Here is a 17,574-nt window from a genome sequence, read left to right as displayed (position 1 = left end):
GTCAGGCCGGCCAGTGACGGCGGCCGATGCTGATCAGCCGCAGCTGCCGGGTCGCCACCTGGGTGACGCGCTCGCGCTCCTCCTCCGGAGCGTCGAGCGCCTCCAGGAAGAGCGAGGCGGTGATCAGCATCTGGTCGACGTACAGGTGGGCGAGCATGAGCAGGTCGTCGTCGTTCCACCCCGCGGACTGGGGATCCTTGGCGAGCTCGTCCTTCACCTCCCGGGCGAACCGGGCCAGTTGCCCCCGGACGGCCTCCCGCACCGGCTGCACCCCGCCGTGCCGCTCCCGCGCGATGAAACGGACGTGAGCGGGGTGGGCGTCCACGTGGCGGGCGATCAACCCGACGGCGCGCGTGATGCGTTGCTCGCTGTCGTCCGCCGTGGACACCGTCGTCCGGATCATCGGGTGCAGGCTGCCCAGCGCCTCCTCGACCAGGGCCACGCCGAGATCCGCCGTGGAGCGGAAGTGCCGGTAGAAGGCGGTCGGGGCGACACCGACGGCACGTGTCACCTCGCGCAGGCCCAGGCTGCTCAGGCTCTGCTCCTCCAGCAGCTCCAGCGCCGCGTCCAGAAGGGCTCGTCGGGTCTTCTGCTTCTGGGCCTGCCGGACACCGAGGGTGTGACTCATGCCATCCAGTCAACAACTGTTCTCCGGGGTTTCCAAGCCGTCGGCGCGCTAGGCTGGGAAGTCAGTGAACAAATGTACCTACAAGCGTTCACCGAAGGGGGATCCGACTCATGCTGTTCCTCGTCGCCGCACTGCTGCTGCTCGGCGTCGTCATGGGCACCGTGGCCCACGCGCCGCTCGACTTCACGATCGCCGCCGCCGTCGTCATCGCCGTCTGGCTCGGCGTCTTCGCGCTCCGCGAGCGCCACGCCCGCCGGCGCGGCACGTCCCACTGAGGTTCGTCCGCCGTCCCGCCCCTACGACCGTCGGGAGCAGACCCACCATGCACCTCACCGCACCGGCCACGCGCCGCACCGGTACGCGCGACGCCGACGGCATGGCCGTCGCGTCCTTCGTCCTCGGCCTGCTCGGCCTGCTCGTCCTCAACCTGTTCCTCGGCCCCGTCGCCATCGCCCTGGCCGGCGTCGCCCTGTGGCGCGGCACCACCCGCCGCGGCCGCGCCTTCCTCGGCCTGGCCCTCGGCATCGCCGACATCCTGGTCCTCCTGGCCTTCATGCAGGCGGACAACACGGTGTCCTGGAGCTTCTAGAGGGCTGTCGCCGCCATGGGCGGTGACTCCGGAGTGCCGCGCCCCCCACCTCGGGCCAGGGCCTGTCCGGCGGATCAAGTCGCAGGAAACCGGCGGTCGGCCATCCGCCCAGGTGAGCGGGGGCGATGGGGTCCCCTGCCCGAAGAGCTCGGGGAAGTGCCGGACCCCGCGTCTGCGGCATGATCCGCCGGACAGGCCCCGGGCGCCCGCCTCGCTGCGACTCGGCGCGGGCTTGGCCCGAGGCCATGGACAGGCGCCCCGTAGAATCGGTCTCACCATGGCTTACCTCGACCACGCCGCGACCACCCCCATGCTCCCGGAGGCGGCAGAGGCGCTGACCGCCGCGCTGGGCGTCACCGGCAACGCCTCCTCCCTCCACGCATCCGGCCGTCGGGCCCGCCGCACGGTCGAGGAGTCCCGCGAAATCCTCGCCGAAGCCCTCGGCGCCCGCCCCAGCGAGGTCGTCTTCACCTCCGGCGGCACCGAGGCCGACAACCTCGCCGTCAAGGGCCTGTACTGGGCCCGCCGCAACGCCGACCCGGCGCGCACCCGCATACTGGCCAGCCCCGTCGAGCACCACGCCGTCCTCGACGCCGTCCACTGGCTCGGCGAGCACGAGGGCGCCACCGTCGAGTACCTCCCGGTCGACTCCTACGGCCGCGTCCACCCCGAGGCACTGCGCGAGGCCATCGCCCGCAACCCCGCCGATGTCGCCCTCGCCACCGTGATGTGGGCCAACAACGAGATCGGCACGCTGCTGCCGGTCCGCGAACTCGCCGACGTGGCCGCCGAGTTCGACGTCCCGCTGCACGCCGATGCGGTGCAGGCCCTGGGCCAGGTCCCGGTCGACTTCGCCGCCTCGGGACTGGCCGCGATGACGGTCTCCGGCCACAAGATCGGCGGGCCCTACGGCATCGGCGCGCTGATCCTGGGACGCGACCACAGCCCCGTACCCGTCCTGCACGGCGGCGGTCAGGAGCGGCACGTACGCTCCGGCACCCTCGACGTCCCCGCGATCGCCTCCTTCGCCGTGGCCGGCCGGGTCGCCGCCGAGCGGCGCGAGTGGTTCGCCCGGGAGATCGGCGCCCTGCGCGACGAGCTGATCGAGGCGGTGCGCGCGGCGGTCCCGGCCGCGGTCCTCGGCGGCGACCCCGCACCGGAGGGCCGCCTGCCCGCCAACGCCCACTTCACCTTCCCCGGCTGCGAGGGCGACTCCCTGCTGCTCCTGCTGGACGCCCAGGGCATCGAGTGCTCGACCGGCTCCGCCTGCACCGCGGGCGTCGCCCAGCCCAGCCACGTCCTGCTCGCCACCGGCGCCGACCCGGACCTCGCCCGCGGCACCCTGCGCTTCTCCCTCGGCCACACCTCCACCCGGGCCGACGTCGAGGCGGTCGCCAAGGCCATCGGCCCCGCCGTGGAACGCGCCCGCGCGGCGGGACTGACGTAACCCGGTCAGGTCCGCGATGGGGATCCCCCCTGCTCATGGGGGTCCCCCCTGTTCGAGCGAAGTCGAGAACCTGGGGGAGAAGCCGAGAGCTCGGGGGAGTGCGCCGCGCGGACCAGCCGTATGTACCGGCCCCAGTCCCAGTGCCGTCCCGGGTCCGTGTGGTCGGCGCCCGGCACCTCCACGTGGCCGATGATGTGCTCCCGGTCGACGGGTATCCCGTACCGCGCGCAGATCCGGGCCGTCAGCCGCGCCGAGGCGGCGTACATCGCGTCCGTGAAGGACGAGGCGTCGTCGACGAAACCCTCGTGCTCGATGCCGACGCTCCGCTCGTTGTACCCCCGGTTGCCCGCGTGGAAGGCCACGTCCAGCTCGCGGATCATCTGCGTGACATGCCCGTCCTTGCGGACGATGTAGTGCGCGGCGGCCCCGTGCCCCGGGTCCTGGAAGACCTTCACCGCGCTCGCGTAGCTGCCCTGCGTGACATGGACGACGACCCGGTCGATCCGGTAGTCGTCCGGGCGGTCCGCCCGCCGGTAGTTCGCCGGGGAGGCCTCCACCCACCGGGCGCCCCCGAAGTCCACCGCGCCCTCCACCCGCGGCTTCTGCGCGCCCGGCAGCCGCCACCACAGCCGGGACAGCCCGCTGCGCTCCAGCGCGGCCCCGCCCACGACCACCGCCGCCGCGCCGATGAGCAGCGCCCGCCGCCCCGGCCGCCGGTTCGCTTCCTGTTTCTTCGCCCCCATGTGATCTTCAACGGATATCCGGCGGCCCCGGTTCCCGCGCCCCCGTACCCTGGAAGGGCTATGACTGACACTCCGCAGCGCACCCGTCCCCTCCGCGTCCTCGCCGCCATGTCGGGCGGGGTCGACTCCGCCGTCGCCGCCGCGCGCGCCGCGGAGGCCGGCCACGACGTCACCGGCGTCCACCTCGCGCTCTCCGCGAACCCGCAGTCCTTCCGCACGGGCGCGCGGGGCTGCTGCACCATCGAGGACTCGCGCGACGCCCGCCGCGCCGCGGACGTCATCGGCATCCCGTTCTACGTCTGGGACCTCGCCGAGCGCTTCCGCGAGGACGTGGTGGAGGACTTCGTCGCCGAGTACGAGGCCGGCCGCACCCCGAACCCGTGCCTGCGCTGCAACGAGAAGATCAAGTTCGCCGCGCTGCTGGACAAGGCGCTGGCACTGGGCTTCGACGCGGTGTGCACCGGCCACTACGCGCGCGTGGCGACGCTGCCCGACGGCACCCGCGAGCTGCACCGCGCCTCCGACATGGCCAAGGACCAGTCGTACGTCCTCGGCGTCCTGGACGAGAAGCAGCTCGCGCACGCGATGTTCCCCCTGGGCGACACGGTCACCACCAAGGACGAGATCCGCGCGGAGGCCGAGCGCCGGGGCCTAGCCGTCGCCAAGAAGCCCGACTCGCACGACATCTGCTTCATCGCCGACGGCGACACCCAGGGCTTCCTGGCCCGCCGCCTGGGCAAGGCGGAGGGCGACATCGTCGACGAGTCGGGCACGGTCGTCGGCACCCACGAGGGCGCGTACGGCTTCACCATCGGCCAGCGCAAGGGCCTGCGCATCGGCACCCCGGCCCCCGACGGCAAGCCGCGCTACGTCCTGGACATCTCCCCGGTGACCAACACGGTCACGGTCGGCCCCGCCTCCGCCCTCGACGTCACCGCCCTCACGGCCATCAGGCCCCGCTGGTGCGGCACGGCCCCGTCCGGCCCCGGCACCTACACGGCCCAGCTGCGTGCCCACGGCGGCGAGACCGAGGTCACGGCAGAGCTCGTCGACGGCGAACTCCGGGTCACCTTCAGCGAGCCCGTCCGCGGCGTGGCCCCCGGCCAGGCGATCGTCCTGTACGACGGCACGCGCGTGGTGGGCTCGGCGACCATCGCGTCCACGGTCCGCGCGAGTGACGCGGCCACCGCGGTCTGATCACGGGGACGGGTCGGCCTCGTCCCCGCTGTGCTGCCGCGTCAGCCGGCGCAGCCGCAGGGCGGCCACCGCGGCCGTGACGGCCGCGGCCAGGGCCGCCACCAGTGCGAGGAAGCGGTCGGAGACGGCTTCCCCGATGCGCGTCGCTCCCTGTTCCCACGCCGCCTCGGTGTCGACACCGAGCAGCGAGGGCAGCGCGGACGTACCGTCGAACAGCAGGAACACGGCTCCGAGCAGCACGAAGACGCACCCGCCGACGAGCGAGGTGGAGTGCACGGTCAGGGGACCCAGCCGCAGGGCCCACCCCCTCAGCCAGCGCCGGCGCCCGAGGTCGTAGCGGTCCCACAGCATCGCCAGGACGAACATCGGCACCGCCATGCCCAGCGCGTAGAGCGCCAGCAGCACACCGCCGTGCAGCGGACTGCCGTCGAGCGCGGCCACCGTGAGGATGCCGCCCAGGATGGGACCGGCGCAGAAGCCGGCCAGACCGTAGACGGCACCCAGGGCGAAGACGGACAGGGCGGATCCCGTCCGGCGTGCTCCCGCCGCCCGCTGCAGCCGGCGGGAGCCGAATCCGAGCCCCAGGATCTGCGCGAGCCCCAGCGCGATCAGCGTCCAGCCGCCGACGGCGACCAGCGTCCCGCGGTGCCCGTAGAACAGCCGGCTCGCGAAGGAGCCGGCCACCCCGAGCGGCACCAGCGTCACGCACAGCCCCGCGTAGAAGACGGCGGTGCGCAGGAGCAGGCGCGTGCGCGTCGTGAAGGAGTACGCGAAGAACGCCGGCAGCAGCAGCGCGCTGCAGGGGCTGAGCAGGGCGAGCAGCCCGCCGAGGAGGGCGGTGGCGGCGGTGATCCCGCTCATCGCGCCGCTGCCCCGGCTTCCTCGGCCGCCTTCTCGACGGCGACGGTGAAGGCGGTCAGCGGCTGGGCGCCCAGGACCGGCGTGGTGTTGACGAGGAAGGCGGGCGTGCTGGACACCCCCAGGCCGTACCCCTCCTCCTGGTCCGTGCTCACTGCCTCGCCCGCGGCCTCCGACTCCATGTCGGTGCCGAAGCGGTCGAGATCGGCGACGCCCGCCTCACGGGCCATGTCCCGCAGGCGTATGGCGGAGAACTGGCCCTGGTCGCGCTCCCGCGGCTTTCCGAAGACGACGTCGTGGAACTGCCAGAACCTGCCCTGCTGTCCGGCGGCCCAGGCGGCCCGCGCGGCCCGTTCCGACTCGTCGCCGAACACGGGGAAGTTGCGCCACTCGATGCGCAGCACGCCCTTGTCCACGTACTCGCGGACGAGCTCGGGTTCGGTCTCGCGGGCGAACCTGCCGCAGAAGGGGCACTGGAAGTCCGAGTAGACGATCATCACGACGGGGGCGTCGGCCTTCCCCTTGGCCAGCGGATCCTCGGCCTTCCGGCGGGCCAGAGCGAGCAGCGACGCCTCTCGTTCGTCGGGGACGGCGGCCGAGGAGGACGTCGGGGCCTTCTCGGCACTCGGGCCGCCGGACGTGCCGGTGAGGGCAATGGTCGAGGCGAGGACGGCCGCCGCGCCGCTCACCGCGGTGATCAGGACCAGACGGCGACGACGGGCACGAAGAGAGGGAGACATGGCACTCCGAAGTGAAATGTGCGGAAGGAGGGAGGCGGAAAGGAGGGAGACGGGAGTCAGGCGCCGGGCCGGACGGGACAGGCCGCCTCGGACGCCAGACGCCGCAGCGCGGCCTCGGCCAGCAGGGCGAGCGAGACCACCGCGACGACGGGCTGCAGGGGCGCCCAGTAGCTCAGCGCACCCGACGTTCCGACGAGGAGGAGAACGGCCTTGTTGCAGACGGGGCAGCCGACCGCGAGGAAGGACAGCACCGCACCGGCCGACCCGAGCGAACGCCCGGTGCGCTCACGGTCGTCACGGGGCGAGGACCCCGTCCGGACGTAGGTGGCGAGTACGACGGCCGACAGCAGGGCGGTGAGCACCAGCACGGTGTGGTTCCACCACACCGGGGGCACCGAGCGGGAGAAGAACGGGTTCGGCACCAGGGCCGTGGGCACACCGAGGGCGAGGACCACCAGCGGCGTGGCGGCCGCCACGGCGGCCCACCGGCCACGGGGCCAGCGGCGCAGGGCGGCCCACGCCGCCCGGGGCGAGCGGGAAGAGGACAACGGGAGACTCTCCGGTTGCGCGATTGCGCGATTGCGCGGTTGTACGGGCCGACAGGAGCACGCGGACTCGGTGCGCGGCCTATACGCGTCGTACGGAGAGCTCGGTGAGATCGGGCGGAGAGGGAGCCGGACCGGCGTGCCGGGACACCGCGTGCGCGGGCCCGTGGACCCACGCCGTCCCACCGGCTCCCGCGGGCAGACCGCTGATCGGCGCGGCGCCGGTTCGCGGCTGCGGCTGGTCCGGGACGACCTTCTTCAGACACGGCCCGCCCGCGGCGGCGGCACCGCCGCTCTGATCGGCCGTGTCGAGGGAGGGGAGGGCCACGGAGGAGACGGCGGCCGCGGCAGAGGAAGCTTCCGCTGCGAAGGAGGCCTCGGCCACCGAGGCCACGGGGGCGTCCGAGCGGACCGACGTGGCGCAGAACAGCGCGGCCAGCAGGGTCAGCAGCGCGAGGGCGGCGCCCATGGCACCGTGCCGCTTCCCGAGCATCCCCGCACCTCCTTCCGGCCGTGCCCACCATAGACCAGGGCACAGGGCACGCCGGGATGTCGGTCAACGTTGGGTGACGAACTCTGGCGTATCTCCGGGAGTCTCTTTAGGCTCTCTCGTGCGGATTACCCGCACGTAACAACGTAAGGCGGCGAATCGCATACCCGCCTCGTCAGGAGGTCGGCCGTGCTGCTCAGTTTCCGGGTGGCCAATCACAGGTCCATCCGCGAGGAGACCGAACTCTCCCTCGTGGCGACCGAGCTCAACGAGGGCACCGCCCGTGAGACCGGTGCCCGCTCCGAGGGCAGGCCGGTCTCCGTGCTGCCGACGGTCGGGATCTTCGGTGCCAACGCCTCGGGCAAGAGCAATGTCCTGGACGCTCTGCGGTTCATGCGCAGGGCAGTCCTCGAATCCTTCGCCGACTGGGGCAAGAGGTCCGGCGTCCCGCGCGAACCGTTCGAACTCGATCCGGAAGCGCTGGAGGAGACCAGCCTCTTCGAAATCGACCTTCTCCTCGGCAAACAACGCGTCCGCTATACCTACGGCTTCGAGCTGTCCGACGAGCGCGTGGAAGCCGAATGGCTGCACGCCTACCCGTCCGGACGGCGCCAGGTGTGGTTCGACCGGGAGGCCGGCCGGCCGGAGGAAGAGGGCGGCGAGTTCCGGTTCCCCGGCAGCGGGCTGAAGGGGCACAAGGAGCTGATCGTCTCCTCGACTCGTCCGGACGCCCTGTTCCTCACGGTCGGCGCCACGCTCAACCACCCGGCGCTCGCAGCGGTCCACCGCTGGTTCGTCGACAACCTGTGGCTGGTGACATCGGGCCCGGACGTCCCGCACCGGACCGATTGGACCCGTAAGCAGCTCACCGATCGCAAAACCGGCGGCGGCCTGCGCGACCGCCTGGGAGCCCTGCTGGCCGCGGCGGACCTGGGCATCACCGGGCTGACCCTGGACCCCGAAAGCGGTGAGGTGCAACTTCTGCACCGCAGCTCCGACGGCACTCCTCGCCCCCTGGACTTCTGGGAACAGGAGTCTCTGGGCACCCACGCCTGGTTCGCTTTCCTGGGTCCGCTCTTCCACGTCCTGGACCGAGGCGGGGTCCTCCTCGCCGACGAACTCGACTCCAGCCTCCACCCGATTCTCGCCGCGGAGGTCATCCGCCTCTTCCAGGACGAGGAGGCCAACCCCCGCACCGCCCAGCTGATCTTCACCACGCATGACGCGACCCTGCTGGGCCCGTCAGTGGTGGAGCGTCCCCTGGACCGCGACCAGGTGTGGATCGCCCTCAAGGACGCCACCGGTGAATCCCGGCTCTACCCGATCACGGCGGCCCGGAAGGCCCGCCGGGACGACAACCTCGAACGCCGCTACCTGCACGGCCACTACGGCGGCGTCCCACGACTGACCAGTGGCGAGATCGCACGGCAGATCGCACTCATCGAAGAGGGGCTGCGGGCAACAGCGTGAGCAGGGGACAACAGGACCGCCAGAACCGGAACCAGCCACGAGGCCGCCGTCGCCGCCGCGACCCTGACGCCGCCCGGCCGCTGCGCAGGCCGGTGCAGTCCTACGGGGACGAGTCCCGCCGGGTGGTCTACGTCGCCGCCGAGGGCGACAAGACCGAACGGGACTACATCGCTCTGTTGAACAGGGTCTATGGCGAGCGGGAGAAGTTCGTCCTCAAGTTCCACGGCGCCAAGAACGGGCTGCGCCCCACCGAGGTCGTGAACCTGGTGCTCGAGTGCGCCTCGGATCCGGCGGACGAGAAGTGGGCGCTCTTCGACCGTGACGCGCAGGACAACCGGGACCAGGACATCCCCGACGCGATGCGCAAGGCCGCAGAGCAGGGCGTTCAGGTGGCGCTCTCCCACCCCTCCTTCGAGCTGTGGCTGCTCCTGCACTTCCAGCAGTTCACCAGTCAGGAGGGAGGCGTGAACGACACCGTCCTGCGCCGGCTGCGCGAACACCGGGACGCGAAGGGCTTCGCGGAGTACGACAAGGCCTCGGGCGATCGAGGGAAGGGTCTCGACGACCAGCGGGGCCAGTCGCTCCTGAACCGGGAGAAGGATGCGGTGCGCAATGCCCGCAAGCTTGTGAGCCTGTGCTCGCACGGTACGTGCTCGGCCCGGAACCTCGTGCACGCTCCGATTCCCGGGCCGCGTACCGAGAGCTACGAGGAGTGGACCCGCCGCACCGGCCATGCCGGGAACCACGGGCCCGCGTTCCGCGGGCATCTCCGGCGGACACTGCCGGACGCCGACGAGCGCGAGCGCCGTTTCGCGGAGGAGGAACCGCGACTGTGGCGGGGCGCCGTGAGGTGATTCCGCCCGCGTCCGCTGCTCACCGGGCGAAGAACTCCGCCGGCACCGATGCCAGGACCTCCGGTTCCACCGCGTGGGTCTGGGCTTCCAAGGTGTAACACATGCCTCGGGACGCGGCGTTGGCAGTCGTCCTGGCCGCCTCGCGCAGTCAGACCGGGCCTGCGCTGCTCGCTGCGGACGACCCAGCCGGCCCGGCACTGTCCTGGCAGGCGTGGGGACGGAGCCCGTGCCGCTAGGGCCGGCGTTCCGCTGTCTCCTTGATCCCGGCCAGGGTGGCGTCCATGCCCTTGCCGAGTTCCTCGAGGCGGTAGGCGATGATCGCCTCCTCCTGCTCGGGGGCGCGGTCGATGTACGCGCTCAGGCCGGAGCGGCCGGGGCCGATCGTGACCGACTGGCGCAGGACGGTGCCCCCCTCCGGCGCCGGGGTGAGGGCGAAGGACCAGGTGGCCATCCGGTCCGTCAGGTCCTCGGAGGCCTTGCCGTAGCGTCCGTCGGGGTCCAGCACGCACCAGGTGAGGGTGCGCTCCGGGACGACCTCCGTGATGTGGGAGAGGGTCCGCCACTCGCCCACGATTGGATTCTGGTTGTGTCCGATGTAGCGGGCGCTCGGCGCCGGCCGGTCGGCGCCGCCCTGCCACTCCACGCGCACCAGCTCGGGGCTCCACCCGGCCATGGCCTCGACGTCGGTGACGACTTCCCAGACCCGCGAGGGTTCCGCCGCGATGCGCACCTCGCGGTGCGTGCTGGGCCGGTCGGCGTAACGCATGGCTGCTCCCCGTGCGGGTGCGGTCGTTCGCCGCTCCCGCACGGGGAGTCTAGAGGTACCAACTCCCTCTGAAGGATGTTGAGTTGGTCACAAGGTCGCCAGTTCGGACACCAGCCGGGCGGCCGTCGGCGCCGGAATGCCGTGCCGCTTCGCGGCGCGCAGCACGGCGCCGCCGATCGCGTCGAGCTCCAGGGGGCGGCCCGCCGCGGCGTCGCGCTGCATCGAGGACCTCATCCCGGCGGGAAACGCGTCGTACATCGCCAGGGTCCGGTCCGGGTCGAGCGGCGCCCCGGCGGCGCGGCCGACGGCGGTGATCTCGCCGACGAGGGCGAGCAGTTCCTCGCGGTGGCCGGTGCGGACCGTACCGATGTCGACGCCGTAGCGGGTGGTGAGGAGGGCGAAGGGGGCGAGGAAGGCCAGCTTCGCCCAGAGGACGGCGGTCTCGGACTCGGCCAGGCGGGTCCGCACGCCGGCGGACTCCAGCACGGCGGCCAGGCCGGTGAGCGGGCGCGCGGTCGTCCCGGCCAGGTCGATCTCGGCGAACGGGCTGCCGTGCTCGATGACACCGGGCGCGACGCGGGTCGACTCGACGCGGATGACGCCCGCGGCCACCCGGTCGTCGCCGTAGCGGCGGCGCAGGGCCTCGGGGTGCTCGATGCCGTTGAGGAGTGGCAGGACGAGGCCGTCCGCGCCGAGCACGGCCGGCGGGACCCGGTCCAGCGCGGCGTCCAGGCTGGTGTGCTTGACGGCCACCACGCACAGGTCGACCGGCTCCCGCAGTTCGGTGTCCGCCTCGACCTTGGCGGTGAAGTCCCCGAACAGGCCGCTGCGCACCCGTATTCCGCCCTCGCGCAGGGACCGCGCCGTCGCGTCCCCGGCCAGGCAGATCACCCGGTGACCTGCCCGGGACAGCAGCGCGGCGAGCAGTCCGCCGACGCCGCCGGGGCCGAGCACGGCCACGGTCCAGGGGCGGGGAGCATCCTCCGCGGAAGCGGCTTCGGTGACGTCGTGAGCGGTGCTGGGCATGGCTGCGGTGTCCCTCCCGGTCGCGGGCGACCCCGGTCGGGCGGGGCGCCATCTCGGTGGCGCCAACAACGACGGGTCCCGGCGCATTTCCGGCCCCGGCCCACCGCGCCGTCGGCGAGGACCGTACCGGGGCCGTGGGAGGGCCGGGCTACGCGCGGACGCGGAGGCCGGCCACGACCGAAGACGCGGCCGGCCTGGTCGGCGCCTGGTTGTCCGGCAGGAGAGCACTCCGGGCCGCGGCGGCTCGGGGTGCGGCGGGCGAGAGGACCTGTGGCAACGCCCTGTTCACGCGGCGAAGAAGTCCGCCAGCACCGGTGCCAGCACCTCCGGTTCCACCGCGTGGGTCTGGCCCTCCAGGGTGCGGTACGTCCCCCGGGGCGCGGCGTCCGCGATCGCCCTGGCCGCCTCGCGCAGCCAGGCCGGGCTCGCGCTGCCCGAGACGGAGAGGACCGGCACGGTGATCGTGGCCAGCAGGTCGTGGGGGACCAGGCCGTCGCCCATCACGGCGTCGTCGTGGGCGAGGGTGGGCGCGATCGACTCCATGCCGGCCCACATGGGGGACTGGCGGGCGTTGGCGATCATTTCGGGTGCCAGTCCGGTGCGCCGCAGGAACAGCTCCACCGCGTCGCCGGGGCGGCCCTCGGCGAGGGCCTGGTTCAGGTTGTCCGTGTACTCGGCGCGCTCGCGCTCGTCACCCTCACGCACGGCGAAGGGCGGCTCGTACACCGCCACCTGGCGGACCGGCAGCCCGCTCGCCGTCGCCCTCAGCGCCAGCGCGCCGCCCGAGGAGACGCCGTACAGCGCCGCCTCGCCGCCCACCGCGTCGATCAGCGCGGCGAGGTCCTCGACCTCGCGCTCCACCGCGTACGGCGCCGTGTCCCCGCTCCCGCCGCGGCCCCGGCGGTCGTAGACGACGGCGTCGCAGCGGTCCGACAGCGCCGCCGCCAGCGGGCCCATCGTGGCGCCCGTCGACATCGCGCCGCTGACGAGGACGACCACCGGGCCCTGTCCGGTGCGGTGGTAGGCGAGGGAGGTGCCGTCACGCGAGACGGTCTTCTTGTCCATGCCGGTCATGCCAGTCAAGACTGCCACTCCCCGGCGGGCTCAGCAGGTCACAACACTTCGACGTCGTAGAAGCACAGGTGGTCCTTGATCCCGGCGACGTCCGGCTTCGGGTCGGGGTACGCCCACACCAGGTCCGCCGCGTCCGGCAGGGACCAGTAGGACGCCGTGCCCTTGAAGGGGCAGTACGTGTGCGTGTCGGACGGCGTCAGCAGGTCGAGGCGTACGTCCTCGGGCGGCAGGTAGTAGCGCGGGGGACAGCCCGTCTCGCGCAGCACCAGGGGGCGGTCGCTCTCCGCGAGGACCTGACCGCCGTGCACCACGCGCACGTGCTCGCCGCTCTTGTCGATCGTGATCGTGTGTCCTTGGGTCATGTCGGAACAGCGCCCGGGGGCGCACGCTTCTTCCCGCGTCCGGGGCCGGCTTCCCGCCGCGTACCGTGGCTCCATGAACATCTGCGTCTTCCTCTCCGCCGCCGACCTCGACGACCGCTACACCCGTCCCGCGCGGGACTTCGCCCGGCTGATCGGCAAGGGTGGGCACAGCCTGGTCTGGGGCGGGTCCGACACCGGGCTGATGAAGGTGGTCGCGGACGGTGTGCAGGAGGCGGGCGGGCGGCTCGTCGGCGTGTCGGTCGACTTCCTGTCGGCCAAGGCACGGCCCGGCGCGGACGAGATGGTGATCGCGCGGGACCTCGCCGAGCGCAAGAAGCTGCTGCTGGAGAAGGCCGACGCGGTCGTGATCATGGTGGGCGGCACCGGGACGCTCGACGAGGCCACCGAGATCCTGGAGCTGAAGAAGCACGGGCGGACCGACAAGCCGGTGGCGCTGCTGAACACGGAGGGTTTCTACGACGGCCTCCAGCAGCAGTTCCGTCGCATGGAGGAGGACGGGTTCCTGCCCCGGCCGCTCGCCGAGCTCGTGTTCTTCGCCGAGGAGCCCGTGGGCGCGATGGCGTACCTGGAGGAGTCGCTCGCCGGCCGCTGAGGCGGCGGTGCGAGCATGGCGGGCATGGCTACACATGTGATCACCGGGGCCGGGTCCGGCATCGGCGCGGCCGTGGCCCGCCGGCTGCACGCGCGCGGGGACGAGCTCGTGCTGCACGCGCGCGACGCCGGCCGGGCCAAGGAGCTGGCCGCCGAGTTCCCCGGCGCCCGGACGCTGGTCGGCGACCTGGCCGACCCCGACCGGCTGAGCTGGGCGTTCTCGCACCAGACGCTGCCCGACCGGGTGGACTCCCTGCTGCACGTCGCGGGCGTGGTCGACCTCGGCCCGGTCGGTGAGCTCACCCCGAAGAGCTGGCGTCATCAGCTGGACGTCAACCTGATCGCCCCCGCCGAACTGACCCGGCACTTCCTGCCCCAGCTGCGCGCCTCGCGCGGGCACGTGGTGTTCGTCAACTCGGGCTCGGGCCTGAACGCAGGCGCCGGCTGGTCCGCGTACGCCGCATCCAAGCACGGTCTGAAAGCGCTGGCCGACTCCCTGCGCAAGGAGGAACACGCGAACGGCGTCCGGGTCACCTCCGTCTACCCGGGCCGCACCGCCAGTCCCATGCAGGCCAAGGTCCACCAGCAGGAGGGCAAGGAGTACGACCCGGGGAAGTGGATCGACCCCGAGTCGGTCGCCACGACCATCGTCATGGCGCTGGACCTGCCGCGGGACGCGGAGGTCAACGACCTGACGGTCCGGCCGGGGCGGTGACGGAGGACCCGGCCACAACCCAGCCTGTCCGGGGGTCCCCCCTGCTCGAAGAGCTTGGGGGAGATTGAGGACGAGGCCGTTCAGGCCGGAGCGGGGGTCTGGGGAGCGGCGGCCCCCAGGGACGGCGGCATGGCACCGGGCACTTCCGGCAGGACGGTGGCACCGCTTCTGAAGCGGCCCCACCCCCGGAGGGTTGCGTAGGCTTCCCGGGTGAGTGAGAACAGCCCATTCAGGTTCGGTGCCGCCACCGGTGTCGGGTCCATGCCCGGCGGGGACGCCCGGGAGGCCGTCAAGACCGTCACCGGCACCTTCGAGGACTTCCCCTTCCTGCCCGAGCTGCCCGCGCGTGGGCCCGGCGCCGACATGATCGGGCGGACCGCCGGGATGCTCGTCGAGCTGTACGCGCGCGTGGAGCCCAGCGGCTGGCGGATCGGCGACCGCCCCGGACGGGACACCAAGCGGGCGCGGTCCTGGCTCGGGGAGGACCTCGACGCCCTGGAGGAGTTCACCCAGGGATACGAGGGTGCGCTGAAGGTGCAGGCGGTGGGGCCGTGGACGCTCGCCGCCGGCCTGGAGCTCAAGAACGGCGAGGCGGCCCTCTCCGATCCCGGCGCCTGCCGGGACCTGGCCGCCTCGCTCACCGAGGGGCTGCGGCTCCATCTCGCGGAGGTGCGGCGGCGCGTTCCCGGCGCCCGGCTCGTCCTCCAGCTCGACGAGCCCTCTCTGACCGCCGTCCTGCGCGGGCAGGTGAGGACGGCCAGCGGTTACCGGACCCACCGCGCCGTCGACCGGCAGGTCGTGGAGGCCACGCTGCGGGACGTCGTCGGGGTGCACACCGAGGGTCCGGTCGTGGTCCACTCCTGCGCACCGGACGTCCCGATCGCCCTGCTGCGCCGGGCGGGCGCCGCGGCGGTCTCCCTCGACGTCTCGCTTCTCACCGAGCGTGACGACGACGCGATCGGTGAGGCCGTGGAAGCGGGCACCCGGCTCTTCGCGGGCGTCGTCCCTGGCATCGACGGCCCGTTGTCAGACCCTGCCGGTAGCGTCATGGGTGTCAGGACGTTGTGGCGCAGGCTGGGGCTGGAACCGGGGCTTCTCACCGAGACGGTCACGGTCACTCCGGCGTGCGGACTCGCGGGCGCTTCCCCCGCCTACGCGCGCCGGGCGCTCGCCCACTGCGTCCAGGCGGCGAGATCTCTCGCGGACAACCCAGAGTAACGGGAGGACAACACGGTGGCCGGCGACAAGCAGCAAGCGGAGACAGGGGTGCCCGCCGAGGCACGGGAGAAGCACGCGCAGCTCGCGGAGCAGGTCGAGGAGCACCGCTTCCGGTACTACGTCAAGGACGCCCCCGTCATCAGCGACGCCGAGTTCGACCAGCTCCTGCGCTCTTTGGAGGAACTGGAGGAGGAGCACCCGGAGCTGCGCACGCCCGACTCGCCCACCCAGAAGGTCGCCGGGTCCTACGAGACGGAGTTCACCGCCGTCGAGCACCGGCAGCGGATGCTCTCCCTGGACAACACGTTCAACGACGCCGACCTCGCCGCCTGGACCGACCGCATCGCCAAGGAGCTGGGCAGCCAGGAGTACCACTTCCTGTGCGAGCTCAAGGTCGACGGACTCGCCGTCAACCTCACCTACGAGCACGGCCGGCTCACGCGCGCGGCGACCCGCGGCGACGGCCGCACCGGCGAGGACATCACGCCCAACGTCCGGACCATCACGGAGATCCCGGACCGGTTGAAGGGGGACCGCGTCCCGGACCTCGTGGAGATCCGCGGCGAGGTCTACTTCCCGATGGAGAAGTTCGAGGAGCTCAACCGCCGCCTGGTCGAGGCCGGTGACAAGCCGTTCGCCAACCCGCGCAACGCGGCGGCGGGTTCACTGCGCCAGAAGGACCCCCGGGTCACCGCCGCCCGCCCGCTGCACATGGTGGTGCACGGCATCGGCGCCCTGGAGGGCTTCAAGGGCCTCACCCGCCTCTCCCAGGCCTACGAGCTGCTGCACGCCTGGGGTCTGCCCACCTCCCCGCACAACAAGGTGGTCGACGACCTGGAAGGCATCCGGGAGTTCATCGCGTACTACGGCGAGCACCGGCACTCGGTGGAGCACGAGATCGACGGCGTCGTCGTCAAGCTCGACGAGATCCCGCTCCAGGGCCGCCTGGGCTCCACCTCCCGCGCACCGCGTTGGGCGATCGCGTACAAGTACGCGCCGGAGGAGGTCAACACCAGGCTCGTCAACATCCGGGTGGGCGTCGGCCGCACGGGCCGGGTCACGCCGTACGCGCAGGTCGAGCCGGTCACGGTGGCCGGCTCCGAGGTCGAGTTCGCCACCCTGCACAACCAGGACGTGGTCAAGGCCAAGGGCGTGCTCATCGGCGACACGGTGGTGCTGCGCAAGGCCGGTGACGTCATCCCGGAGATCCTCGGCCCGGTCGTCGACCTGCGCGACGGCAGCGAGCGGGAGTTCGTGATGCCGTCCGAGTGCCCCGAGTGCGGTACGCCGCTCAGGCCGATGAAGGAGGGCGACGTCGACCTGCGCTGCCCCAACGCGCGTGCCTGCCCGGCGCAGTTGCGCGAGCGCCTGTTCTACCTCGCGGGCCGCAAGGCGCTGGACATCGAGCACTTCGGCTACGTCGCCGCGGCCGCCCTCACCAAGCCGCTGGAGCCCGCGGACCCACCGCTGAAGGACGAGGGCGACCTGTTCGACCTGACGGTCGACCAGTTGCTCCCCATCAAGGCCTACGTCCTCGACCAGGACAGCGGTCTGCCCAAGCGCGACCCGAAGACCGGTGAGGAGAAGGTCGTCACGGTCTTCGCCAACCAGCAGGGCGAGGCCAAGAAGAACGCGCTCGCCATGCTGGAGAACATCCAGTCCGCCAAGCGGCGACCGCTCGCCCGTATCCTCACCGGCCTGTCGATCCGTCACGTCGGACCGGTCGCGGCCGAGGCGCTGGCCCGGGAGTTCCGCTCCGTCGACCGCATCGAGCAGGCCAGTGAGGAGGAGTTGGCGAACACCGAGGGCGTCGGCCCGATCATCGCCGCCTCGCTCAAGGAGTGGTTCGCCGAGGAGTGGCACCAGGAGATCCTGCGCAAGTGGCGGGAGGCCGGCGTCCGTATGGAGGACGAGAGCACCGGCGAGGAGGAGGGCCCGCGCCCGCTCGAAGGCCTGACGGTCGTGGTCACCGGCACCCTCGAGCAGTTCACCCGGGACGGCGCCAAGGAGGCGCTGCAGAGCCGGGGGGCGAAGGTGACCGGTTCGGTTTCGAAGAAGACCTCCTTTGTGGTCGTAGGCGACAATCCTGGTTCGAAATATGACAAAGCGATGCAGCTCAAGGTGCCGGTTCTGAACGAGGACGGTTTCGGCGTCCTGTTGGAACAGGGCCCGGACGCGGCGGCCGAAGTCGCGCTTCCGACCGGCGAGTAGTGGTTGAAGTCCACCTGTTCGGCGCATAC

At 72.2% G+C, this 17,574-nt stretch carries 20 protein-coding genes; 10 read left to right on the top strand and 10 right to left on the bottom strand.

From position 1 onward, the window contains the following. Position 1: 1 nt before the first annotated feature. Entirely contained in the window at positions 2-628 is a 627-nt protein-coding gene (locus tag ACX25U_RS10850; protein ID WP_454390995.1) for a TetR family transcriptional regulator, read from the bottom strand. Between the two features lie 110 nt (positions 629-738). Between ACX25U_RS10850 and ACX25U_RS10845 the strand changes: the two genes are divergently transcribed. From ACX25U_RS10845 to ACX25U_RS10835, 3 genes are all read left to right on the top strand, one after another. Continuing rightward, positions 739-903 (top strand): hypothetical protein, encoded by a 165-nt coding sequence (locus ACX25U_RS10845; protein ID WP_454390993.1) that lies wholly within the window; start codon positions 739-741, stop codon positions 901-903. A 47-nt stretch (positions 904-950) separates the two neighbouring features. Next, a complete protein-coding gene (locus ACX25U_RS10840; RefSeq protein WP_454390991.1) occupies positions 951-1,217 on the top strand; it encodes a DUF4190 domain-containing protein in 267 nt (88 codons plus the stop codon). Between the two features lie 277 nt (positions 1,218-1,494). Beyond that, entirely contained in the window at positions 1,495-2,664 is a 1,170-nt protein-coding gene (locus ACX25U_RS10835) for a cysteine desulfurase family protein (protein ID WP_454390989.1), read from the top strand. Between the two features lie 5 nt (positions 2,665-2,669). Here ACX25U_RS10835 and ACX25U_RS10830 read toward each other — a convergent pair whose 3' ends face one another. Next, positions 2,670-3,407 (bottom strand): N-acetylmuramoyl-L-alanine amidase, encoded by a 738-nt coding sequence (locus ACX25U_RS10830; protein WP_454390987.1) that lies wholly within the window; start codon positions 3,405-3,407, stop codon positions 2,670-2,672. A 60-nt stretch (positions 3,408-3,467) separates the two neighbouring features. On the opposite strand from ACX25U_RS10830, the gene mnmA reads away from it, so the two are divergent. Further along, positions 3,468-4,604: a tRNA 2-thiouridine(34) synthase MnmA gene (gene mnmA / locus ACX25U_RS10825; protein WP_454390985.1), complete on the top strand. Its 1,137-nt coding sequence runs from the start codon at positions 3,468-3,470 to the stop codon at positions 4,602-4,604. Here the strand turns inward: mnmA and ACX25U_RS10820 are convergent, their stop codons facing one another. The 4 genes from ACX25U_RS10820 to ACX25U_RS10805 form a co-directional block, all read right to left on the bottom strand. Then, on the bottom strand, positions 4,605-5,465 hold the full coding sequence (locus tag ACX25U_RS10820; RefSeq protein WP_454390983.1) for a cytochrome c biogenesis CcdA family protein: 861 nt from the start codon (positions 5,463-5,465) through the stop codon (positions 4,605-4,607). Then, a complete protein-coding gene (locus tag ACX25U_RS10815; RefSeq protein WP_454390981.1) occupies positions 5,462-6,202 on the bottom strand; it encodes a DsbA family protein in 741 nt (246 codons plus the stop codon). The genes ACX25U_RS10820 and ACX25U_RS10815 overlap by 4 nt, the downstream gene beginning before the upstream one ends. Before the next feature lie 56 nt (positions 6,203-6,258). Then, positions 6,259-6,750, bottom strand: coding sequence for a hypothetical protein (locus ACX25U_RS10810; RefSeq protein ID WP_454390979.1), 492 nt, complete (start codon positions 6,748-6,750; stop codon positions 6,259-6,261). 79 nt (positions 6,751-6,829) lie between these two features. After that, complete coding sequence (locus ACX25U_RS10805) at positions 6,830-7,240, bottom strand: hypothetical protein (RefSeq protein WP_454390977.1); 411 nt, start codon at positions 7,238-7,240, stop codon at positions 6,830-6,832. 186 nt (positions 7,241-7,426) lie between these two features. Here ACX25U_RS10805 and ACX25U_RS10800 point away from each other — a divergent pair, with 186 nt between their 5' ends. Both ACX25U_RS10800 and ACX25U_RS10795 read left to right on the top strand, forming a co-directional pair. Next, the gene (locus ACX25U_RS10800; RefSeq protein ID WP_454390975.1) at positions 7,427-8,707 is read left to right on the top strand and encodes an AAA family ATPase; all 1,281 of its coding nucleotides are present in this window, start codon (positions 7,427-7,429) and stop codon (positions 8,705-8,707) included. After that, positions 8,704-9,561: an RloB family protein gene (locus ACX25U_RS10795; RefSeq protein WP_454390973.1), complete on the top strand. Its 858-nt coding sequence runs from the start codon at positions 8,704-8,706 to the stop codon at positions 9,559-9,561. The genes ACX25U_RS10800 and ACX25U_RS10795 overlap by 4 nt, the downstream gene beginning before the upstream one ends. A gap of 232 nt (positions 9,562-9,793) precedes the next feature. Here ACX25U_RS10795 and ACX25U_RS10790 read toward each other — a convergent pair whose 3' ends face one another. The 4 genes from ACX25U_RS10790 to ACX25U_RS10775 all read right to left on the bottom strand — a co-directional run bounded on the left by ACX25U_RS10790 (position 9,794) and on the right by ACX25U_RS10775 (position 12,789). Next, the gene (locus tag ACX25U_RS10790) at positions 9,794-10,327 is read right to left on the bottom strand and encodes an SRPBCC family protein (RefSeq protein ID WP_454390971.1); all 534 of its coding nucleotides are present in this window, start codon (positions 10,325-10,327) and stop codon (positions 9,794-9,796) included. Positions 10,328-10,414: 87 nt separating this feature from the next. Further along, positions 10,415-11,353, bottom strand: coding sequence for a ketopantoate reductase family protein (locus ACX25U_RS10785; protein WP_454390969.1), 939 nt, complete (start codon positions 11,351-11,353; stop codon positions 10,415-10,417). Between the two features lie 285 nt (positions 11,354-11,638). After that, positions 11,639-12,418 carry an alpha/beta fold hydrolase gene (locus tag ACX25U_RS10780; protein ID WP_454394201.1) on the bottom strand — a complete coding sequence of 260 codons (780 nt, stop codon included), beginning with the start codon at positions 12,416-12,418 and terminating at the stop codon, positions 11,639-11,641. 47 nt (positions 12,419-12,465) lie between these two features. Continuing rightward, entirely contained in the window at positions 12,466-12,789 is a 324-nt protein-coding gene (locus tag ACX25U_RS10775) for a DUF427 domain-containing protein (protein WP_454390967.1), read from the bottom strand. Between the two features lie 73 nt (positions 12,790-12,862). On the opposite strand from ACX25U_RS10775, the gene ACX25U_RS10770 reads away from it, so the two are divergent. From ACX25U_RS10770 to ligA, 4 genes are all read left to right on the top strand, one after another. Further along, positions 12,863-13,402, top strand: a complete 540-nt coding sequence (locus tag ACX25U_RS10770; RefSeq protein ID WP_454390965.1) for an LOG family protein — start codon at positions 12,863-12,865, stop codon at positions 13,400-13,402. A gap of 15 nt (positions 13,403-13,417) precedes the next feature. Continuing rightward, positions 13,418-14,116: an SDR family oxidoreductase gene (locus tag ACX25U_RS10765; protein ID WP_454390963.1), complete on the top strand. Its 699-nt coding sequence runs from the start codon at positions 13,418-13,420 to the stop codon at positions 14,114-14,116. 210 nt (positions 14,117-14,326) lie between these two features. Further along, a complete protein-coding gene (locus tag ACX25U_RS10760; RefSeq protein ID WP_454390961.1) occupies positions 14,327-15,334 on the top strand; it encodes a methionine synthase in 1,008 nt (335 codons plus the stop codon). Positions 15,335-15,349: 15 nt separating this feature from the next. Then, on the top strand, positions 15,350-17,545 hold the full coding sequence (gene ligA / locus ACX25U_RS10755; protein WP_454390959.1) for an NAD-dependent DNA ligase LigA: 2,196 nt from the start codon (positions 15,350-15,352) through the stop codon (positions 17,543-17,545). Positions 17,546-17,574: the final 29 nt, after the last annotated feature.

The organism is Streptomyces sp. JNUCC 63, assembly GCF_054366325.1.
This window is presented reverse-complemented; position numbering and strand designations above follow the sequence as displayed.

Bases quoted from the DNA above. Each gene is read 5' to 3' on its own strand.
- ACX25U_RS10785 (WP_454390969.1), bottom strand. From the start codon at position 11,353: ATGCCCAGCACCGCTCACGACGTCACCGAAGCCGCTTCCGCGGAGGAT.
- ACX25U_RS10775 (WP_454390967.1), bottom strand. From the start codon at position 12,789: ATGACCCAAGGACACACGATCACGATCGACAAGAGCGGCGAGCACGTG.
- ACX25U_RS10815 (WP_454390981.1), bottom strand. From the start codon at position 6,202: ATGTCTCCCTCTCTTCGTGCCCGTCGTCGCCGTCTGGTCCTGATCACC.
- ACX25U_RS10850 (WP_454390995.1), bottom strand. From the start codon at position 628: ATGAGTCACACCCTCGGTGTCCGGCAGGCCCAGAAGCAGAAGACCCGA.
- ACX25U_RS10790 (WP_454390971.1), bottom strand. From the start codon at position 10,327: ATGCGTTACGCCGACCGGCCCAGCACGCACCGCGAGGTGCGCATCGCG.
- ACX25U_RS10820 (WP_454390983.1), bottom strand. From the start codon at position 5,465: ATGAGCGGGATCACCGCCGCCACCGCCCTCCTCGGCGGGCTGCTCGCC.
- ACX25U_RS10830 (WP_454390987.1), bottom strand. From the start codon at position 3,407: ATGGGGGCGAAGAAACAGGAAGCGAACCGGCGGCCGGGGCGGCGGGCG.
- ACX25U_RS10805 (WP_454390977.1), bottom strand. From the start codon at position 7,240: ATGCTCGGGAAGCGGCACGGTGCCATGGGCGCCGCCCTCGCGCTGCTG.
- ACX25U_RS10835 (WP_454390989.1), top strand. From the start codon at position 1,495: ATGGCTTACCTCGACCACGCCGCGACCACCCCCATGCTCCCGGAGGCG.
- ACX25U_RS10765 (WP_454390963.1), top strand. From the start codon at position 13,418: ATGGCGGGCATGGCTACACATGTGATCACCGGGGCCGGGTCCGGCATC.
- ACX25U_RS10845 (WP_454390993.1), top strand. From the start codon at position 739: ATGCTGTTCCTCGTCGCCGCACTGCTGCTGCTCGGCGTCGTCATGGGC.
- ACX25U_RS10840 (WP_454390991.1), top strand. From the start codon at position 951: ATGCACCTCACCGCACCGGCCACGCGCCGCACCGGTACGCGCGACGCC.
- mnmA (WP_454390985.1), top strand. From the start codon at position 3,468: ATGACTGACACTCCGCAGCGCACCCGTCCCCTCCGCGTCCTCGCCGCC.
- ACX25U_RS10770 (WP_454390965.1), top strand. From the start codon at position 12,863: ATGAACATCTGCGTCTTCCTCTCCGCCGCCGACCTCGACGACCGCTAC.
- ACX25U_RS10780 (WP_454394201.1), bottom strand. From the start codon at position 12,418: ATGGACAAGAAGACCGTCTCGCGTGACGGCACCTCCCTCGCCTACCAC.